Consider the following 17295-nt stretch of genomic DNA (forward strand, 5'->3'; position numbering starts at 1 on the left):
ATGACCGAGAACTACACCGCTCTTTTCGAGCAGCACAAGAAGGCCGGGGCCTCGTTCACGGACTTCGGCGGCTGGCAGATGCCGCTCAAGTACGAGTCTGAACTCGCGGAACACCACGCTGTCCGCAAGGCCGCCGGGCTGTTCGACCTCTCCCACATGGGAGAAGTCTGGGTCACCGGCCCCGACGCCGCCGCGTTCCTGGACTACGCCCTGGTGGGCAAGATCTCCGCGGTCGCCATCGGCAAGGCAAAGTACTCGCTGATCTGCAACGAAGACGGCGGCATCATCGACGACCTCATCACCTACCGCCGGCCATCCCCCGAAGAGGGCGTTGACAGGTACCTGGTGGTGCCCAACGCGGGCAACGCCGCAGTGGTGGCCAAGGAACTCCTGGAACGCTCCGCCGCCTTCGACGTCACTGTGGAGGACGCCTCCGCCAACACCTCGCTGATCGCCGTCCAGGGACCGAATTCCGAAGCGATCCTCCTGACGCTGGTCCCGGCCGAACAGCACGCACTGCTCACCGGGCTCAAGTACTACGCCGCCGTGGAGGTGGGCATCGCCGTCAACGGCACGGTCCAAGACCTGCTCGTGGCCCGGACCGGCTACACCGGCGAGGACGGGTTCGAGATCTACGTTCCCAACCTGGACGCGCCCGCGCTGTGGGAGGCACTGCTCCAGGCCGGCGAAGGCTCCGGCCTGGTGCCCGCCGGCCTCGCCGCCCGCGACTCGCTACGCCTCGAAGCCGGGATGCCGCTCTACGGCAACGAACTCTCCCGCTACGTCAACGCTTACGCGGCAGGCCTGGGCCCCGTGGTGTCGCTGGCCAAGGAAGGCGACTTCGTGGGCAAGGACGCCCTGGCAGCCATCAAGGCCGCCGGAGTCGGATCAACCATCGGGCAGAAGTTGGTGGGCCTCAAGGGTGCCGGACGCCGCGCCGGCCGCGCCCATTACCCCGTCCTTAAGGACGGCACCCTGGTGGGCGAAGTAACCTCCGGCCAGCCCTCCCCCACCCTCGGATACCCCATCGCCATGGCCTACGTCGAGGTCGAATTTGCTGAAGTCGGCACCGTCCTTGACATCGACCTCCGCGGAAAGCCCGAGCGCTTCGAAGTGGTCCCCCTCCCGTTTTACAGGCGCCAGAAGTAGCTTCCGGGGCTGGGTTCGGCCCGGGGGGCCGCACCCGCAGGACCCAACGCCCGCTCACTTGTTGCGGGAATCAACCCAACGCCCGCTCACTTCTTGCGGGAATCAACCCAACGCCCGCTCACTTCTTGCGGGAATCAACCCAACGCCCGCTCACTTGTTGCGGGAATCAACCCAACGCCCGCTCACTTGTTGCGGGAATCAACCCAACGCTTTCTCACTTTCTCAACACGAACCCAAGGAAACACACATGGCAAAAGTTGTAGCTGAACTGAAATACTCCGCCGAGCACGAATGGGTTGCTGTGGACGGATCCGGGCCTGCGGGGATCGGGATTTCCGCCGTGGCGGCCGACGCCCTGGGCGACATCGTGTACGTGGACCTGCCTGAGGTCGGCTCCATCGTCACGGCCGGCGAAACCTGCGGCGAGGTGGAATCCACCAAGTCCGTCTCCGACCTCTACGCCCCGGTCACCGGCGAGGTCACCGAGATCAACGACGGCGTGGTCTCGGACCCCGCCCTGATCAACAGCGATCCCTACGGTGCAGGCTGGCTCTTCAAGGTGTCCGTCACCGAGGAAGGCCCGCTCATGTCCGCCGAGGAATACGCCGCAGCAAACGGCGGCGAGCTGTGAGCGCCCCGGCAGAAGTGGGCGCCTTCGAGCAGGTGGCCTCCCCCAGCCTGAACGCCGACCTGTCCGTCCTGGACCCTGAGGTTGCCGCCAGGATCGACGACGAGCTTGGCCGCCAGCGCGACGGCCTGGAAATGATCGCCTCCGAGAACCACACGGCCGCCGCCGTCATGCAGGCCCAAGGCTCAGTCCTGACCAACAAGTACGCTGAGGGCTACCCGGGCAAGCGCTACTACGGCGGCTGCGAACACGTCGACGTGATCGAGCAACTGGCGATCGACCGGGTGAAGGCCCTGTTCGGCGCGGAATACGCCAACGTCCAGCCGCACTCCGGAGCCCAAGCCAACGCCTCCGTGATGCACGCCCTGATCAAGCCCGGCGACACCATCATGGGCCTGAACCTGGCGCACGGCGGCCACCTCACGCACGGCATGCGCATCAACTTCTCCGGCAAGCTCTACAACGTGGTGCCGTACCAGGTCCGGGAGGACACCCACACCATCGACATGGCCGAGGTGGAACGCCTGGCCCGGGAGCACAAGCCGCAGCTCATCGTGGCCGGCTGGTCCGCCTACGCCCGCCAGCTGGATTTCGCCGAGTTCCGCCGGATCGCCGATTCCGTGGGCGCGTACCTGATGGTGGACATGGCGCACTTCGCCGGGCTGGTCGCAGCAGGCCTTCACCCGAGCCCGGTGCCGCACGCGCACGTCACCACCTCCACCACGCACAAGACCCTCGCCGGTCCGCGCGGCGGGATCATCCTGAGCAACGACGCCGACATCGCCAAGAAGATCAACTCGGCAGTGTTCCCGGGACAGCAGGGCGGCCCGCTGGAACACGTCATCGCCGGCAAGGCGGTGGCCTTCAAGATCGCCGCCACCGAAGAGTTCCGCGAACGCCAGGAACGTGTGCTCGCCGGCGCGCGCCTGCTGGCAGAACGCCTGGTCCAGCCGGACGTCACCGCAAAGGGCATCAGTGTGGTCTCCGGCGGCACCGACGTGCACCTGGTCCTCGTCGACCTGCGCAACTGCGAACTTGACGGACAGCAGGCCGAGGACCGGCTCGCCGCGATCGACATCACCGTCAACCGCAACGCCGTGCCCTTCGACCCGCGCCCGCCCATGGTCACCTCAGGCCTGCGCATCGGCACCCCGGCGCTGGCCACCCGCGGGTTCGACGAGGACGCCTTCCGGGAGGTTGCGGACATCATCGCCGAGGCATTGACGGCCGACGCCGGCGCGGACCTTTCCGGGCTCCGTCACCGCGTCGAGGCCCTGGCCAAAGCCCACCCGCTCTACCCAGGCATCGCACCCCTGTCCTGACCCTGGTTCCGACAGGCTCAGCAAACGGTCGTTGAGCCTGTCGGCCCCCCTTCGAGCAAACAAAGGAACAACGATGACATTGGCACCTGAAGGCCGGAAGATGCTGCGGATCGAGCAGCGCAATGCTGCCGTTCCGGTGGAGCGGAAGCCGGAATGGATCAAAGCCAAGGTCCAGATGGGCCCGGAGTTCGTCGGGCTGAAGAACCTGGTCAAAAAGGAAGGCCTGCACACCGTCTGTGAAGAGGCCGGCTGCCCGAACATCTTCGAATGCTGGGAAGACAAGGAAGCGACCTTCCTGATCGGCGGGTCCGAATGCACCCGCCGCTGCGACTTCTGCCAGATCGACACCGGCAAACCCTCCCCCGTGGACATGTTCGAACCCACCAAGGTGGCCCGCTCCGTCCAGTCCATGCAACTGCGCTACGCCACCGTCACCGGGGTGGCCCGCGACGACCTCGAAGACGAAGGCGTCTGGCTCTACGCCGAAACCGTCCGCAAGATCCACGAACTGAACCCCGGCACCGGCGTGGAACTGCTCATCCCCGACTTCTCCGGCAACCCCGACCACATCAAAGCGATCTGCGACTCCGCCCCCGAAGTCTTCGCCCACAACGTCGAAACCGTGCCCCGGATCTTCAAACGCATCCGGCCCGCGTTCCGCTACGACCGCTCCCTGGACGTCATCACCCAGGGCCGCAACCTGGGCATGGTCACCAAATCCAACCTCATCCTGGGCATGGGAGAAACCCGCGAGGAAATCTCCGAAGCCCTCCGCGACCTGCACGAGGCCGGCTGCGACCTGATCACCATCACCCAATACCTCCGCCCCTCCGAACGCCACCTCCCCGTGGACCGCTGGGTCAAACCCCAGGAATTCGTCGACCTCCAGCACGAAGCCCAGGACATCGGCTTCCTCGGCGTCATGTCCGGCCCCCTGGTCCGCTCCTCCTACCGCGCCGGCCGCCTCTGGGCCACCGCCATGCGCAAAAAAGGCCGCGACATCCCCGCCGAACTCGCCCACATCGCCGACGGCATCCAAGACTCCGGCACCACCCGCCAGGAAGCCAGCACCCTCCTGGCCGGATAATCCGGAACGGGGTTCCGGCCGGGCCGCCCAGGGTGGTCGTGCCGGCCGGAAGGCCCCTAAACTTGGCCTATGCCCACGCCCAAAGCTTTGCGGCCGTTTGCCCATCGCGAGTACCGTGTGCTGATTGCGGCCCTGGCCATCTCGATTTTCGGGTCCGGGATGTGGGCCGTGGCCATGGTCTACCAGGTGATCCACCTGGGTGGCGGCCCATTGGACCTCTCCCTGGTGGCAGCGGCGGGCAGCGTTGGCCTGGTGGCCTTCGTCCTGGCCGGCGGGATCGCGGCCGACCGGGTCCCCCAGCGCCGCCTCATCATCGCCGTGGAAGGCGCCAACCTTGCCGTGATCGCCGCCATCAGCGGGCTGGCGATCGCCGGTTGGCTGGAATTGTGGCACGTGGCGGTGGGCGCGTTCGTGCTGGGGGTGGGTGCGGCGTTCTTCTTCCCGGCGTACTCGGCCATCCTGCCGCGCATCCTGCCACCGGAAGACCTGCTGGCGGCCAACGGCATGGAAGGGTCCATGCGGCCGGTTTTGCAACAGGCGGCCGGGCCCGCGGCGGCAGGCGTCCTGGTGGCAGCGCTCTCGCCGTCGCACGCAGTAACCGCGGTTGCCGGTTGCCACTTCGCGGCTTTCGTCATCCTGAACTTCCTGCGCCCCCAGGAACGCCCGGACACCCGCGGCGAAGGCGGGGAAGCGGCGGAAGGCGCGGAACGCCGTCGGCAATCCTTCATCCGGGACTTGCGTGAGGGCGTCAGCTACACCGTGCGCACCCCTTGGCTCCTGTGGACACTCCTGTGGGCCTGCATCTCGGTGCTGTTCCTGATCGGCCCCATCGAGGTGCTGCTCCCGTTTGTGGTCCGCGACCAGCTCGGCGGGGATTCAAGCGCGTTCGGGTTCCTGCTCGCCATCATGGGCGTCGGCGCTGCCCTGGGCTCGCTGCTCACCGCGTCCTTCCGGCTGCCGCGGCGGTACCTCACGGTCATGATGGTGTCCTGGGGTGCCGGCAGCCTCCCCCTGGTCGCGATCGGCGTGATGGACAACTTCTGGGCGGTCGGGGCGGCCCTCTTCGTGTTCGGTGCCACCGGCAGCGTCGGCATGGTCATCTGGGGCACCCTGCTCCAGAGACGCGTGCCGCCGCACCTGCTGGGAAGGATTTCCAGCCTGGACTTTTTTGTGTCGCTGGCCCTGATGCCGGTCTCCATGGCGCTGGCAGGACCGGCGGCGGAGGTACTGCCCATCTGGCTGATCTTCCTCGTGGCCGGCGGCGTGTGCCCCGTCGTGGGGGTGGTGGCCATGGCAGCCGCCAACATGTCCCGCGATGAACGCGCGCATCCGCTGGACGCGGCACTCCAGGTGGAACGGGCGACGACGGCAGGAGACTAGGGCGGCGGGCGCACCACCGTCTCCTCCCGCCGTCGGACCCACCCGGGTGCCCGGCAGGGGCCTAGCTGTGGCCGCGGACCACCGGGATGCTCGCCGTCGGAAGGCCGCTGGGGAAGACCGTCGGTTCAGGAATGGCCACCGGCTCCAGCGGGACCTGCACGCCCTGCGCCGCTGCGAGGACCCGCTGGCCCCGGACGTCAATTTCCAGGGGTTCACCTTCCTGCACGGTGAGAGTGATGGAACCGGACGCGAGCTGGACCAGCAACAGCCGGCCTCTGACCTTCAGGTGGAAGGCCAGCGAATCCCACTCCGCGGGCAGGCGCGGATCGAAGAACGGGACCGGCCCTTGGTCCCGCAAGCCTGCGAAGCCGCACACCAGGGAGGACCACACGCCGCCGGTGGAGGCGATGTGGACGCCGTCGATCGTATTGCCGTGGGTGTCGTCCAGGTCGATGAACGCGGCACTGGTGAAGTGGTCCAGGGCTTCCTTTGAATACCCCACCTCGGCCGCCATGATCCCCTGCACGCAGGCGGACAGGGTGGAGTCGCCGGTTGTGATGGGATCGTAGAAGTCGAAGGCCCGCTGCTTCTCCCGTGCCGTGAAGTCCTGCCACTGGAGGAACATGACCAGGACCGTGTCCGCCTGCTTGAGGACCTGGTGGCGGTAGATCACCAGCGGGTGGAAGTGCAGCAGCAGGGGGTACTTGGACCGCGGGGTGGTCCAGTCCCAGGCTTCCAGGGTCATGAAGTCGTTGTCCTGGGAGTGCACCTGCAGGTCCTCATCGAAGGGCAGCTGCATCCGGTTGGCGGCCTGCTCCCAGAGCTCCCGCTCGGCGTCGTCGATCCCGGGGTGGTCCAGCGCCGCGGCGACCCGCAGGTTGAAGCGGGCCATCACGTTCGTATAGAGGTTGTCATTCACCACGGCCGTGTATTCGTCGGGGCCGGTGACGCCATGGATGTGGAAAAGGCCGTCCTTGCCGAAGAAGCCCAGGGAGATCCACATCCGGGCCGTCTCGATGAGCAGTTGGGCACCCATTCCGTCCCGGAAGGCGGCATCGCCGGTGGCCCAGAGGTACCTGTTGGTGGCGAAGGCGATCGCGGCCGCGATGTGGAACTGGGCCGTTCCGGCAGCGTAATAGGCACTTGCTTCGAGTCCGTTGATGGTGCGCCACGGGAAGAGTGCACCGTCAACGCTCAGTTCCTTGGCGCGGATCTTGGCCTCTGGCAGCATGCCGTGGCGGAACTCCAGGACCTGCCGCGCGCCGTCGGGGTTGGTGTAGGTGAGGTAGGGCAGCAGGTATACCTCCTGGTCCCAGAAGTAGTGCCCCTCGTAGCCGGAGCCGGTTACTCCCTTGGCGGGAATGCCGGCAACATCGGCGCGGGCCGTCGCCTGGGCCAGCTGGAAGAGGTTCCACCGGATGGCCTGCTGAAGCCCCGGGCTGCCGCCGCCCACCACAATGTCGGACGTGGCCCAGTAGCCGCGGTAGTGGGCCATGCTCTCGGCGAAGATTTCGTTCACCGGGCGAAGGGCTTCCTCGGCCACCGCGGCTGCATCGACGTTCGGGTCCTGGACGCGGCGGCCGGCGGCGTAGCTGACGCTCTTTTCCAGCCGGAAGGGTTCGTCCGGCTCCACTGCCAGGACATACCGGACGCTGCTGTCATCCTGGTCCACCAGGGTTTCGAAAGGCTGGTGCCCCGCAGAGGTCCAGTGGTCCACGGCCAGGCCCACCCGTTGCTTTGATTCTGCGGCCTCCCACGAGAGGCGCAGCGAACCGTCGCCGCCGTCAAGGTTTACGGGCAGCAGTACCCGTCCGGCGTGGCGGCCGGACCGGCGCGGATCGTGCACGGAGTGGTCCTCCACCGGCTGGTCCTGGCGGTTGATCACCTGGGAGGTGACGTCCAGCGAAACCAGCCGGTCCGTGGCCACTTCCAGCGAGATGCCGAGGCAGCCGCGGGACTCGAAGCCGACGGCGCGCCGTTCAGTGGTGGTCACGGCGGCCCCGGACCGGCACTGCCAGGTGATGCGGCATTCGTAGATTCCGGTGGAAAAGTCCACGGCGCGCCGGTATTCCAGGACCTCGGACTCGGCGAGGCTGAGGCTTTCGCCGTCCACCACCACCGCGAAGTTGTTGGCATCCGGAACGTAGATGATGCGTTGCCCGGTCCGGGCAAAGCCAAAGGCGTTTTCCGCGTGCTTGATGTCCCAAATTTCATGCAGCCCGTTGATGAAGCTGCCGGGCAGGCCGCCATCCGCCGCCGCCCAGTGGGCGCCGCGGATACCCAGGTGCCCGTTTCCCAGGGCAAAGAGTGTTTCGAGGGTGCCTGCGCCACCAGCCTCGTGGCGGGTTTCGACGAGTTGCCAGGGGGTGTCGGGGAACCGTTCGCGGTCCGCGGTAATGACTGCCATGGTGGGGATCCTTTTGGCCTTGCTGGGTGCCGCCGGGGGGCGGGCACGAGGTATTCGGGGAGAATGCGCTGCTCGGATGGGTGCCACTTGGGGGGTAGCGGCACCGGTAGCCCGGGGGAACGGGCATCACCGGCTTAGGGGATGAGTTCCTGAAGGTCATTGACCACCAAGGTGGCACCGGCGTCCAGGAGCGTCTGCCGGCCGGCGCCCCGGTCCACCCCAATGACGGAGTGGAACGACCCGGCCCGTCCGGCCTGCACCCCGGACACGGCGTCTTCAACCACCACGCACTCGGCGCTGGAGAGGTCCAGCAGTTTCGCGGCGTATTCGTAGGTGGCAGGGCTCGGCTTGCCGGGCAGGCCCTGTTCCGCGGCAACCACCCCGTCCACCACGACCGGGAAGTGGTGGCTGAGCCCGGCCGCCTGCAGGACGGCGGGCGCGTTCCGGGAGGACGAGACGACGGCGACTTTGAGTCCCTGCGCCAGCACCGCTTCGAGGAACCGCACCGAGCCGTCGAAAGGTTCGACGCCGGCGCTGACGATGTCGTTGAAGATCCCGTTCTTCCGGTTGCCCAGGCCCTGGACCGTTTCGTGGGCGGGGTCGTCGTCGAGCGGGCCTTCGGGCAGGGTGATACCGCGGGACGAAAGGAAGTCCCGCACCCCGTCGAAGCGGGGTTTGCCGTCAATATGGTCGAAGTAGTCGCTTTCGCGGTACCCGGGAACGTCCGGATGCGAGGCCAGGTAGCCGTCGAAGAGTTCCTGCCACGCGCGCTCATGCACTGTGGCTGTGGGCGTCAGTACTCCGTCGAGGTCGAACAGGATTGCGGCGGCGCCGGTCCAGTCGGTAGTCCCGGGTGACGTGAGGTGTGTCATCAGCGGTGCGGTGTCCTTTCAGTCTGCGGACAGCCGGCCCCGCCGGTGCGGCCACAGGAGGCTCCCGTGCGCACGCGCACAGCAGCATCTCCGTGTCCGCCCACTGCAGGACCGATCATGGCCACAGACGAGTGTAAGCGCTTGCAAATTTGACTGGCAACTGTTTTTTCCCGGCCCGGCAGCACCGGGCGGAGTTCAGCGCAGCACGTAGTGGCGCAGGAATGCGCTGATGTCCACCATCTCGGCTTTGGACATGGCGTGCCCCATGCCCGGGTAGGTCCGGGCCGTCAGCAATGTGTTGGCAGCCAGCCACTCGGCGGTGTAGGCAGTGGCGTCCTCATTGATCACCAGGTCCGCCTTGTCCCGCCCCCAGAAGAACGGCGGTTTGGTGTCGAAGGAGTCCATCGTGGACAGGAGTTCGTTGTTGAGCACGAAGCCGGACAGCCCCACCACGGCCTTGTAGTCATCGGGGTGCAGCCGCATGAGCGTGCTTGCCATCGCCATCCCCTGGGAGTACCCCATCAGGGTGACGCTGCTGTGCTGGTCCTTGACCGATCCGATCCAGGCCCGCACGGAGGTGGCCGCGGAGATAACGTCCGCAAAGTCGTTGGCCAGGAAGTAGTCCAGCAGGAACCATCCCCAGTGGTCCCCGATGGGCATGGGAGCACGCAGCGCGGCGAACGTGAACTCCTGGGGCAGGTACTCGAAGAGGCGCACCATCCGGGACTCGTCCGTGCCGTAGCCGTGCATCATCACCAGCAAGGGGGTGCCGGCGCGCAACTCTTCCGGCTTGGACCACACAACTGTTTCCACCGGACCAGCCTAGCGAGGCGTGCACGCCGCCCCGGCGCGGTGATTGAATCCGGAATCGCCGGGAGGTAGCGTGTCGCCTGACAGACAGCATGCTTAGCAGTGGCACCATACGCACCACCATCACCGCAATGCCCTACCAGCGCCGCGCAGGACGCGGCTATAAGGAGCACGTCATGAGAATTGGCTCGTCTATCTTCCTCATCGCCCTCGGCGCCATCCTTGCCTGGGCCGTGGCTCCAGGGCTGATCCCGTTCGTGGACCAGCAGCTGGTGGGCTACATCCTGATCGCCGTGGGCGTGATTGGGTTGATCGCCTCGCTGATCCTGGCCTCCCCCGGCCGGAGCCGCCGCGTCAGCGAGTCCCGTTCGGTCATCGATCCCAACACTGGCGAGCGCATCACCCGGCACGAAACCCGCGACGGCGGCATCTAGCCACAGCGAATCCCGGAACGAGAGTCCGGAGTAAGCCATGAACCCGGAGAGCCGGGCTGGACCATCCCAGGTCCGGCCCGGCTTTCCTGCGTCCACAGGGGTCCCTCCCCAAACCGATTTTGTTTCGTGTGGGTTTCCATTGACAAACCAACATAAGCAAAGATAAAGTCAAGTAACTCAACATCAATGTGATGCCAGTCACGCAGGAACCTACGCAACGGAGGGTACGTGTTCGCCGAAGAGCGCCAGCAAAAGATTGCCGAGCTTGTCGCCGGCAACGGCCGGGTCAGCGTGACCCTGCTGGCAGAGCGCTTCCGCATCACCACCGAAACCGTGCGCAGGGACCTTGCCGCCCTGGAGAACGCGGGCACCGTCCGCCGGGTCCACGGCGGCGCCGTGGCTGCCGACCGCTTCAGCACCACCGAAGAAAGCGTCACCGAGCGTGCCATCCAGCGGCCGGACCAGAAGATCCGCATCGCGGAGGCCGCACTCGCGCTCATTCCACGGAACTCGCCGGCCAGCGTCCTCATGGACGGCGGCACCACCACCGAGGTCCTGGCGGACCTGCTGGCGCGCCGTACCGCCATCGAACCGACCGACGGAACCGGGCCGCACCACGAACTGGTGGTCATTACCCACGCCGTCCCTATCGCCAGCAAGCTCTCCAACGTTCCCGGCGTAGCCCTGCAGATCCTGGGCGGGCGCGTCCGCGGCATTACCCAGGTGGCCGTGGGGCAGGCGACGGTGGACGCCGCCGCCCGCATCCGCCCGGACATAGCGTTCATCGGCACCAACGGCATCCACGCCACCTTCGGCGTCAGCACTCCCGATCCTGAAGAAGCGGCCGTCAAGGCAGCCTTCGTCCAGTCGGCACGCCGCATTGTGGTGTTGGCCGACTCCTCCAAGCTGGACACGGAAACCCTGGTCCAGTTCGCCTCCCTGAAAGACCTGGACACCTTGATCACAGACAGTGAACCCGGGCCCGAACTCGCGGCCGCCCTGGAAGACGCCGGCGTCGACGTGGTGATCGCATGATCGTCACCTTCACGGCCAACCCCAGCCTTGACCGGACCGTTGCCCTGCCCGGCCCGCTGGCCCGCGGTGAGGTGCAGCGTGCCGTCTCCGTCCGCCAGGAGTCCGGCGGCAAAGGAGTCAACGTCTCCCGCGCCCTGGTGGCGTCCGGCCTCGATTCCCTGGCGGTCCTGCCCGGAGCGGACGGCGATCCCGTCCTGGCCGGACTGCGCGAGCAGGGGGTGCCTTTCGTCTCCCTGCCCATCGACGAGCCGCTGCGGACCAATGTGGCGCTCACCGAACCCGGCGGCGTCACCACGAAGATCAACGAACCCGGGCCGGTCCTGGCCGCAGACCAGCAGGAAGCGCTCATCAAGTTGCTGCTGGAAAGCTCACGCGGCGCCAGCTGGGTGGTCCTGGCCGGCTCGCTGCCACCCGGGTTCCCGGACAACTTCTACGCCATGGTGGCCCGGCGGATCCGGGAGGCGGGCAATGGCACAGCGCCGCTGATCGCCGTCGACTCCTCCGGGGCGCCCCTGGCCGCCTCCCTGACCGACGCCGGAAGCTCCGACGACGGTACGGGCAGCGGCGCAACAACCCCAGGTTCCGGGAAACCGGACCTCCTCAAACCCAACGCCGAAGAACTGGCTGAGCTGGCCGCAGCCGCCGGTTTTGCCCCGGCCACCGGAGACGAGCTGGAAGCGGACCCGGCTGCAGCCGCAGCCGCCGCGGCCGCCGTCGTTCGTTCCGGCGTGGGTGCTGTGCTGGCAACTCTCGGTTCCAAGGGAGCTGTCCTTGTAACGGCCGACGGCGCGTGGCTGGCCACGCACCCGCCGGTCGCCGCAGTGAGCACGGTTGGTGCGGGCGACTCCGCGCTGGCCGGCTACCTGCTCGCCCACGGCCGGGGATCCGCCCCGGCCGACTGCCTTCGTCAGGCGGTGGCCCACGGTGCCGCCGCCGCCTCCCTGCCGGGTTCCACTGTTCCGGCAGTACACCAAACAACCCCGGATGCCGTAACCATCACGGCCCTTCGAAAGGATTGACAGTGACTCAGCTCATCACCACGGAACTGGTCGAGCTCGACCAGAACCTGGGTAACGCGCCCGAAGCGGTGATCCGGCATCTGGCAAGCAAGGTAGCTGCCACCGGACGTGCCTCAGAAGTCGAGGGCCTCTTCGCCGACGCCTTTGCCCGCGAGCAGAAGACCGCCACCGGCATCCCCGGCGGCATCGCCATCCCGCACTGCCGCTCGGCCGCCGTCACGGTACCCACCCTGGCCATGGCCCGCCTGAACCCCAAGGTGGACTTCGGCGCCAAGGACGGCCCGGCGGACCTGGTCTTCTTCATCGCCGCCCCGGACGGCGCGGACCAGGAGCACCTGAAGCTGCTCTCCAAACTGGCCCGCTCCCTGATCAAGAAGGACTTCACCGCAGCGCTGCGCAACGCCTCCTCCGAGGCCGAGATCGTGGAACTCGTTGAAGGGGCCTTGGCGGACAAGCCCGCCGCCCACGCTGCCACCGCCCCCGCGGACGCGGTACCGGTTGGTGCCAGCGTTGGCGCAGGTGCCGCCGGCTCCGCCGCCGGTGCCCCCGCCGCCGGTGTGGCCGGGTCCGGCGGACGCGGCCCCAAGCGCCTGGTAGCCGTCACGGCCTGCCCCACCGGGATCGCGCACACCTACATGGCAGCCGATTCCCTCGTGGCAGCCGCCCGGGAAATGGGCGTGGACCTCCAGGTGGAAACCCAAGGCTCGTCCGGCGCCAAGGCACTGGACCCCGCCGTCATCGCCGCCGCGGACGCCGTCATCTTCGCGGTGGACGTGGATGTGCGCGGCAAGGAGCGCTTTGCCGGCAAGCCCGTGATCAACGCCCCCGTGAAGCGCGGCATCGACGAGCCGGACAAGATGGTCCAGGAAGCACTCGCCGCAGCCGACAACCCCCACGCCCGCCGCGTCCCGCACTTCGGTGCCGAGGAGCAGGCCGAGCACGAGGCTGAGGAGAAGGGCGAGCACATCGGGCAGAAGCTGAAGAAGGCCCTGCTCACCGGTGTCAGCTACATGATTCCGTTCGTGGCAGGTGGCGGCCTCCTGATCGCCCTCGGCTTCCTCATGGGCGGCTACCTGATCACCAAGTACGCGGACAACATCGTTGTCCAGAACAGCCTGTTCAACCTGCCCACCGAGTTCCCTGACAACGCGTGGGGTCCGCTGGGCGCCTACCTGGGTGCGGTGCTCTTCAAGATCGGCGCGCTCTCGCTGGGCTTCCTGGTCCCGGCGCTGGCCGGCTACATCGCCTACGCGATCGCCGACCGTCCGGGCATCGCCCCCGGCTTCGTCGCCGGTGCCGTGGCCGGATTCATGGGAGCCGGCTTCCTCGGCGGCATCGTCGGCGGCCTGCTCGCCGGTTACATCGCCCACGTGGTGGGCCGCCTGCAGGTAGCCCGCTGGCTGCGTGGCCTGATGCCCGTGGTGATCATCCCGCTGCTGGCATCGCTGGTGGCCTCCGGCCTGATGTTCCTGATCCTGGGCGGCCCGATCGTGGCCATCACCAAGGGCCTGAATGCCTGGCTGTCCGGCCTGACCGGTGCCGGCGCCATCGCGCTCGGCGTGATCCTGGGCCTGATGATGTGCTTCGACCTCGGCGGTCCCGTCAACAAGGTTGCCTACTCCTTCGCCGTCGCCGGCCTGGGGGCAGCAACCATCGACAACCAGGCACCCTGGCAGATCATGGCCGCGGTCATGGCCTCCGGCATGGTTCCCCCGCTGGCCATGGCGCTGGCCTCCACCGTCCTGAACAAGAAGCTGTTCAGCCTCGCGGAGCAGGAAAACGGCAAGGCCGCCTGGCTGCTGGGGGCGTCCTTCATCTCCGAAGGCGCCATCCCGTTCGCCGCTGCAGACCCCCTGCGCGTCATCCCCGCCAGCATGCTCGGCGGCGCGGTGACCGGCGCCATCTCGATGGCGGCGGGCGTCGGATCCAAGGCACCGCACGGCGGCATCTTCGTCTTCTTCGCCATCGACAACTTCCTGATGTTCGTCGTCTCGATCGTGGTCGGTACGGTAGTTACGGCCCTGTCCGTGATCGCCCTCAAACGCTGGGCAGTCAAGAAGACCGTTGATACGGTTGAACCGGTTCCCGTAACCGTCTAAGCCGGCCCCGACCCACCTATCCTCCCGGCGCTGAACCATCAGCACGCCGAACGACTAAGGAGCAACAATGCCAGAACGCACCGCAACCGTCGCCAGCCGAGTGGGCCTGCACGCACGCCCCGCCGCCATCTTCGCTGAGGCGGCAGGCGAGTTCGACCTGGAGATCACCATCGCCCGCGAAGGGGAGCCGGCAGACGAGGCAATGGATGCCGCCAGCATCCTGTCCCTCATGAGCCTGGGCGCCTCGCACGGCGACGTGGTGGTCCTCCGCGCCGAGGGCGCGGGTGCGGACGACGCCTTGGAACGCCTGGTGCAGATCCTGGAAACGGATCACGACGCCGAGTAGCAGCCACGCTGCCTGGCAGCACACAACCGGCGGCCGCCGTCGGGCTTCCCCCAAGGAGGGGTGCCCGACGGCGGCCGCTTGGCTTTAAGCGCCACCCCACCCAAGCAACTCGCAGTTGTTGTCGTTTTGAACGCCCAAAACGACAACATGTGCGACCCCGTTGGGAGGCGGGAATCAGCCGCGTTCGGCGATGGCCTTCACGTCCGCCACCAGCTTGTCCCACATCGCCTGGGAGTGGGCGGCGGCTTCCTCGCTGGGGTTGTTGTCCTGGGCCAGGGACAGCCGGGTGGTGCCGCCCTGGTCCTCCAGGATCCATTCGAGCGTGTGGTAGTTTCCGGGCTCGTCAGGCTGGCCGGAGAGCGGACTGAAGTGGGTGTGGACCAATTTCCGCCCAGGTTCCACGGCCAGGATCTCGCCCTTGTCCTGGTACGGTTTCCCTTCCCACTCGCCCAGCCAGATGATGGGGCTGCCAACCTTCCAGTCCGTCTGCAGGGTGGCTCCGAACATGAACTCCTTCACCGCCGCGGGGTCGGTGATCACCTCCCACACACGGTCCGGCGGGGCATCGATGGTGGTGACTGACGTTGCCACGTGGTTTCCGGTCATGCTCAATCCTTCCTCGCGGTGAAGACCAGGTATTCCCATTCCATCTGGAACGGGATGTCGCCGTGCGCGTCCCCATAGGAGTCCGCCAGGTCCGTGAGCGCCCGGTCCAGGGCTTTGACCTTGTCCGGGTCATCGGCCAGTGATTTGTACACGGAGATCATCGGGCCATAATGCGATTTGAAGTACCTGACGAAGTCCGCCGGCTGGTGGAAGCTCCGGACGGCCAGGTTCTGCTTCCGGGTGCGGATCCCGGCCGCCCTGTCCCCCAGGAGTTCGCGGAGGTGTTCCTCGCTCCCCCACAGCGTGGCGGGCTGGGCACCCGCCGGGGGTGGGGGCGCGAACGGTCCCAGGGCGGCAAACAATTCCCCGATGAAGCCTTCCGGCGTCCAGCAGAGCAGCCCGATGGTGCCACCCCGTTTGCAGACGCGGAGCAGTTCATCGGCGGCGGCCTGGTGGCGCGGCGCGAACATCACCCCGATGCAGCTCATGACGGCGTCGAACTCCTCATCGCCAAAGGGCAGGGCTTCGGCGTCAGCCTCCGTCCAGTCGAGGGTGACGCCCCGGTTGGCCGCCTCTTTCCGGCCTGCGTCGAACAGCTCTGGGGTGAGGTCGCTGGCCACTACTTTGGCGCCCATCATGGCAGCGGGAATGGCTGCGTTGCCGGTCCCTGCCGCAACGTCGAGGACACGCTGCCGCGGTTTGATGCCGCACGCCTCCACCAGCACGGCACCCAGTTCCAGGAGCAGTTCGTCCGCGAGCGCCGGGTAGTCCCCCGACGCCCACATGGCCCGGTGCTTTGCCTTGAGTTGCCGGTCCGCCTCCGCTGCTGCCTGGTCGTTCATGTCCGCGCCCCTTTACGTGCCCGTTCCCACGGGTCCGTTCCGAATGGGTGACAGCACGCTGTTGGCACAGCGGAGGCTGCGATGCGACTCATTGTGGACGCGATGGCAGCCCCTGTAAAGGCGCAGCAACTGTTCCGGCCGGACAGGATCAGGCAGGCTTGCGGGTCCTGGTGCTGGTCTTCGCGGCCGGTTTGCCATCCGCTGCGCCGGTGGATTTGGTGCCGGCGGACTTAGTGCCCGAGGTCTTGGCGGCGGTTTTGGCCGCCGGCTTCGCGGCAGCCTTCGTGGCAGTGGCCTTGCCTGCCTGCCTCGTGGTGGCCGGCTTTGCCTCATCGGTACCTGTCTTGGCAGCGGCTGTCCTGGCGCCGGACGCTTTGGTGCCGGCGGCCTTGCGTGCTGGCTTGGCAGGTTCCCCGTCCGCCGCGTCCTCGCCGCCGTCGGAATCTCCGCCCGAGGCGGCACCTCCGCGCTTCCGGTCCAGGCTCCGCTTCAGGGCTTCCATCAGGTCGATGACCTCGCCCTTGCCGCCCTCACCGGACTCGACGCCGAAAGTCTCCTCCGTATCCAGCGATTCACCCTGTTCGAGTTTCGCCTCAATGAGCTGGCGGAGTTGCACCTGGTACTCGTCGGTAAAGGAGGTGGGGTCGAAATCAGCTGCCATGGACTCCACCAGGGCCGCGGACATGTCCCGTTCCTGCGCCGAAATCCGGATGTCTGCTTCGAGGGAGGGGAAGCTGGCTTCCCGCACCTCGTCCGGCCAGAGGAGGGACTGCAGCACCAGCACGTCGTCCTTGATCCGCAGGGCCCCCAGCCGGGTCTTCTCCCGCAGCGCGAATTGGACCACGGCCACCCGGTCCGTGTCCTCCAGGGCCCGCCGCAGCAGGACGTACGCCTTGGGCGACTTGGAATCCGGTTCCAGGTAGTAGCTCTTCTCGAACATCATGGGTTCTAGCTGCTCGGACGGCACGAACTGCACCACTTCGATCTCGTGGCTGTTCTCGGCCGGAATGGACTTGAGTTCCTCCTTGGACAGCACCACGGTCCGGCCGTCCTCCTCGAACGCCTTCTCAATGTCCGAGTAGTCCACCACCTCCCCGCAGACCTCGCACCGGCGCTGGTAGCGGATCCTTCCGCCGTCGGCGTTGTGCACCTGGTGCAGACTGATGTCATGATCCTCAGTGGCGCTGTAGACCTTCACGGGCACGTTGACCAGCCCGAACGCGATGGCACCCTTCCAGATGGCTCTCATTCATACAGTC

Annotated in this window: 16 protein-coding genes; 10 read left to right on the plus strand and 6 right to left on the minus strand. The window is 67.1% G+C overall.

What is annotated here, in order from left to right; all coding sequences use genetic code 11:
• The 5 genes from gcvT to AC4EEO_RS16790 all read left to right on the plus strand — a co-directional run bounded on the left by gcvT (nucleotide 1) and on the right by AC4EEO_RS16790 (nucleotide 5566).
• Nucleotides 1–1149: a glycine cleavage system aminomethyltransferase GcvT gene (gcvT, locus tag AC4EEO_RS16770; protein ID WP_491329195.1), complete on the plus strand. Its 1149-nt coding sequence runs from the start codon at nucleotides 1–3 to the stop codon at nucleotides 1147–1149.
• Nucleotides 1150–1396: 247 nt separating this feature from the next.
• Entirely contained in the window at nucleotides 1397–1780 is a 384-nt protein-coding gene (gcvH, locus tag AC4EEO_RS16775) for a glycine cleavage system protein GcvH (RefSeq protein ID WP_018763959.1), read from the plus strand.
• Nucleotides 1777–3099 carry a serine hydroxymethyltransferase gene (gene glyA / locus AC4EEO_RS16780; RefSeq protein WP_491329194.1) on the plus strand — a complete coding sequence of 441 codons (1323 nt, stop codon included), beginning with the start codon at nucleotides 1777–1779 and terminating at the stop codon, nucleotides 3097–3099. The genes gcvH and glyA overlap by 4 nt, the downstream gene beginning before the upstream one ends.
• Before the next feature lie 73 nt (nucleotides 3100–3172).
• Nucleotides 3173–4186, plus strand: a complete 1014-nt coding sequence (gene lipA, locus AC4EEO_RS16785) for a lipoyl synthase (protein ID WP_461840003.1) — start codon at nucleotides 3173–3175, stop codon at nucleotides 4184–4186.
• 69 nt (nucleotides 4187–4255) lie between these two features.
• A complete protein-coding gene (locus AC4EEO_RS16790; protein ID WP_491339323.1) occupies nucleotides 4256–5566 on the plus strand; it encodes an MFS transporter in 1311 nt (436 codons plus the stop codon).
• A gap of 61 nt (nucleotides 5567–5627) precedes the next feature.
• Here the strand turns inward: AC4EEO_RS16790 and AC4EEO_RS16795 are convergent, their stop codons facing one another.
• The 3 genes from AC4EEO_RS16795 to AC4EEO_RS16805 form a co-directional block, all read right to left on the minus strand.
• Nucleotides 5628–7973 (minus strand): glycoside hydrolase family 65 protein, encoded by a 2346-nt coding sequence (locus AC4EEO_RS16795; RefSeq protein ID WP_491339324.1) that lies wholly within the window; start codon nucleotides 7971–7973, stop codon nucleotides 5628–5630.
• A 134-nt stretch (nucleotides 7974–8107) separates the two neighbouring features.
• The gene (locus AC4EEO_RS16800) at nucleotides 8108–8845 is read right to left on the minus strand and encodes an HAD family hydrolase (RefSeq protein WP_133831191.1); all 738 of its coding nucleotides are present in this window, start codon (nucleotides 8843–8845) and stop codon (nucleotides 8108–8110) included.
• A gap of 195 nt (nucleotides 8846–9040) precedes the next feature.
• Nucleotides 9041–9658, minus strand: a complete 618-nt coding sequence (locus AC4EEO_RS16805) for an alpha/beta hydrolase (protein ID WP_026265134.1) — start codon at nucleotides 9656–9658, stop codon at nucleotides 9041–9043.
• Nucleotides 9659–9831: 173 nt separating this feature from the next.
• Here AC4EEO_RS16805 and AC4EEO_RS16810 point away from each other — a divergent pair, with 173 nt between their 5' ends.
• From AC4EEO_RS16810 to AC4EEO_RS16830, 5 genes are all read left to right on the plus strand, one after another.
• Nucleotides 9832–10089 (plus strand): DUF6458 family protein, encoded by a 258-nt coding sequence (locus tag AC4EEO_RS16810; RefSeq protein ID WP_018763712.1) that lies wholly within the window; start codon nucleotides 9832–9834, stop codon nucleotides 10087–10089.
• 228 nt (nucleotides 10090–10317) lie between these two features.
• Nucleotides 10318–11124, plus strand: a complete 807-nt coding sequence (locus tag AC4EEO_RS16815) for a DeoR/GlpR family DNA-binding transcription regulator (protein ID WP_018763713.1) — start codon at nucleotides 10318–10320, stop codon at nucleotides 11122–11124.
• The gene (locus AC4EEO_RS16820) at nucleotides 11121–12143 is read left to right on the plus strand and encodes a 1-phosphofructokinase family hexose kinase (protein WP_491329192.1); all 1023 of its coding nucleotides are present in this window, start codon (nucleotides 11121–11123) and stop codon (nucleotides 12141–12143) included. The genes AC4EEO_RS16815 and AC4EEO_RS16820 overlap by 4 nt, the downstream gene beginning before the upstream one ends.
• Nucleotides 12144–12145: 2 nt before the next feature.
• Complete coding sequence (locus tag AC4EEO_RS16825) at nucleotides 12146–14242, plus strand: PTS fructose transporter subunit IIABC (RefSeq protein ID WP_491339325.1); 2097 nt, start codon at nucleotides 12146–12148, stop codon at nucleotides 14240–14242.
• 67 nt (nucleotides 14243–14309) lie between these two features.
• Entirely contained in the window at nucleotides 14310–14588 is a 279-nt protein-coding gene (locus AC4EEO_RS16830; protein WP_018763716.1) for an HPr family phosphocarrier protein, read from the plus strand.
• 174 nt (nucleotides 14589–14762) lie between these two features.
• On the opposite strand, the gene AC4EEO_RS16835 is transcribed toward AC4EEO_RS16830, so the two are convergent.
• The 3 genes from AC4EEO_RS16835 to ku all read right to left on the minus strand — a co-directional run bounded on the left by AC4EEO_RS16835 (nucleotide 14763) and on the right by ku (nucleotide 17285).
• Nucleotides 14763–15194 carry an SRPBCC domain-containing protein gene (locus AC4EEO_RS16835; protein WP_491339326.1) on the minus strand — a complete coding sequence of 144 codons (432 nt, stop codon included), beginning with the start codon at nucleotides 15192–15194 and terminating at the stop codon, nucleotides 14763–14765.
• A 2-nt stretch (nucleotides 15195–15196) separates the two neighbouring features.
• Nucleotides 15197–16036 (minus strand): class I SAM-dependent methyltransferase, encoded by an 840-nt coding sequence (locus AC4EEO_RS16840; RefSeq protein ID WP_285318582.1) that lies wholly within the window; start codon nucleotides 16034–16036, stop codon nucleotides 15197–15199.
• Between the two features lie 148 nt (nucleotides 16037–16184).
• Nucleotides 16185–17285, minus strand: a complete 1101-nt coding sequence (gene ku, locus AC4EEO_RS16845; protein WP_018763719.1) for a non-homologous end joining protein Ku — start codon at nucleotides 17283–17285, stop codon at nucleotides 16185–16187.
• Nucleotides 17286–17295: the final 10 nt, after the last annotated feature.

This window comes from Pseudarthrobacter sp. MOO13 (assembly GCF_058267655.1).

Coding starts and splice junctions, on each gene's coding strand:
- gcvT (WP_491329195.1), top strand. CDS start 1: ATGACCGAGAACTACACCGCTCTTTTCGAGCAGCACAAGAAGGCCGGG.
- gcvH (WP_018763959.1), top strand. CDS start 1,397: ATGGCAAAAGTTGTAGCTGAACTGAAATACTCCGCCGAGCACGAATGG.
- lipA (WP_461840003.1), top strand. CDS start 3,173: ATGACATTGGCACCTGAAGGCCGGAAGATGCTGCGGATCGAGCAGCGC.
- AC4EEO_RS16790 (WP_491339323.1), top strand. CDS start 4,256: ATGCCCACGCCCAAAGCTTTGCGGCCGTTTGCCCATCGCGAGTACCGT.
- AC4EEO_RS16795 (WP_491339324.1), bottom strand. CDS start 7,973: ATGGCAGTCATTACCGCGGACCGCGAACGGTTCCCCGACACCCCCTGG.
- AC4EEO_RS16800 (WP_133831191.1), bottom strand. CDS start 8,845: ATGACACACCTCACGTCACCCGGGACTACCGACTGGACCGGCGCCGCC.
- AC4EEO_RS16810 (WP_018763712.1), top strand. CDS start 9,832: ATGAGAATTGGCTCGTCTATCTTCCTCATCGCCCTCGGCGCCATCCTT.
- AC4EEO_RS16820 (WP_491329192.1), top strand. CDS start 11,121: ATGATCGTCACCTTCACGGCCAACCCCAGCCTTGACCGGACCGTTGCC.
- AC4EEO_RS16830 (WP_018763716.1), top strand. CDS start 14,310: ATGCCAGAACGCACCGCAACCGTCGCCAGCCGAGTGGGCCTGCACGCA.
- AC4EEO_RS16835 (WP_491339326.1), bottom strand. CDS start 15,194: ATGACCGGAAACCACGTGGCAACGTCAGTCACCACCATCGATGCCCCG.
- AC4EEO_RS16840 (WP_285318582.1), bottom strand. CDS start 16,036: ATGAACGACCAGGCAGCAGCGGAGGCGGACCGGCAACTCAAGGCAAAG.
- ku (WP_018763719.1), bottom strand. CDS start 17,285: ATGAGAGCCATCTGGAAGGGTGCCATCGCGTTCGGGCTGGTCAACGTG.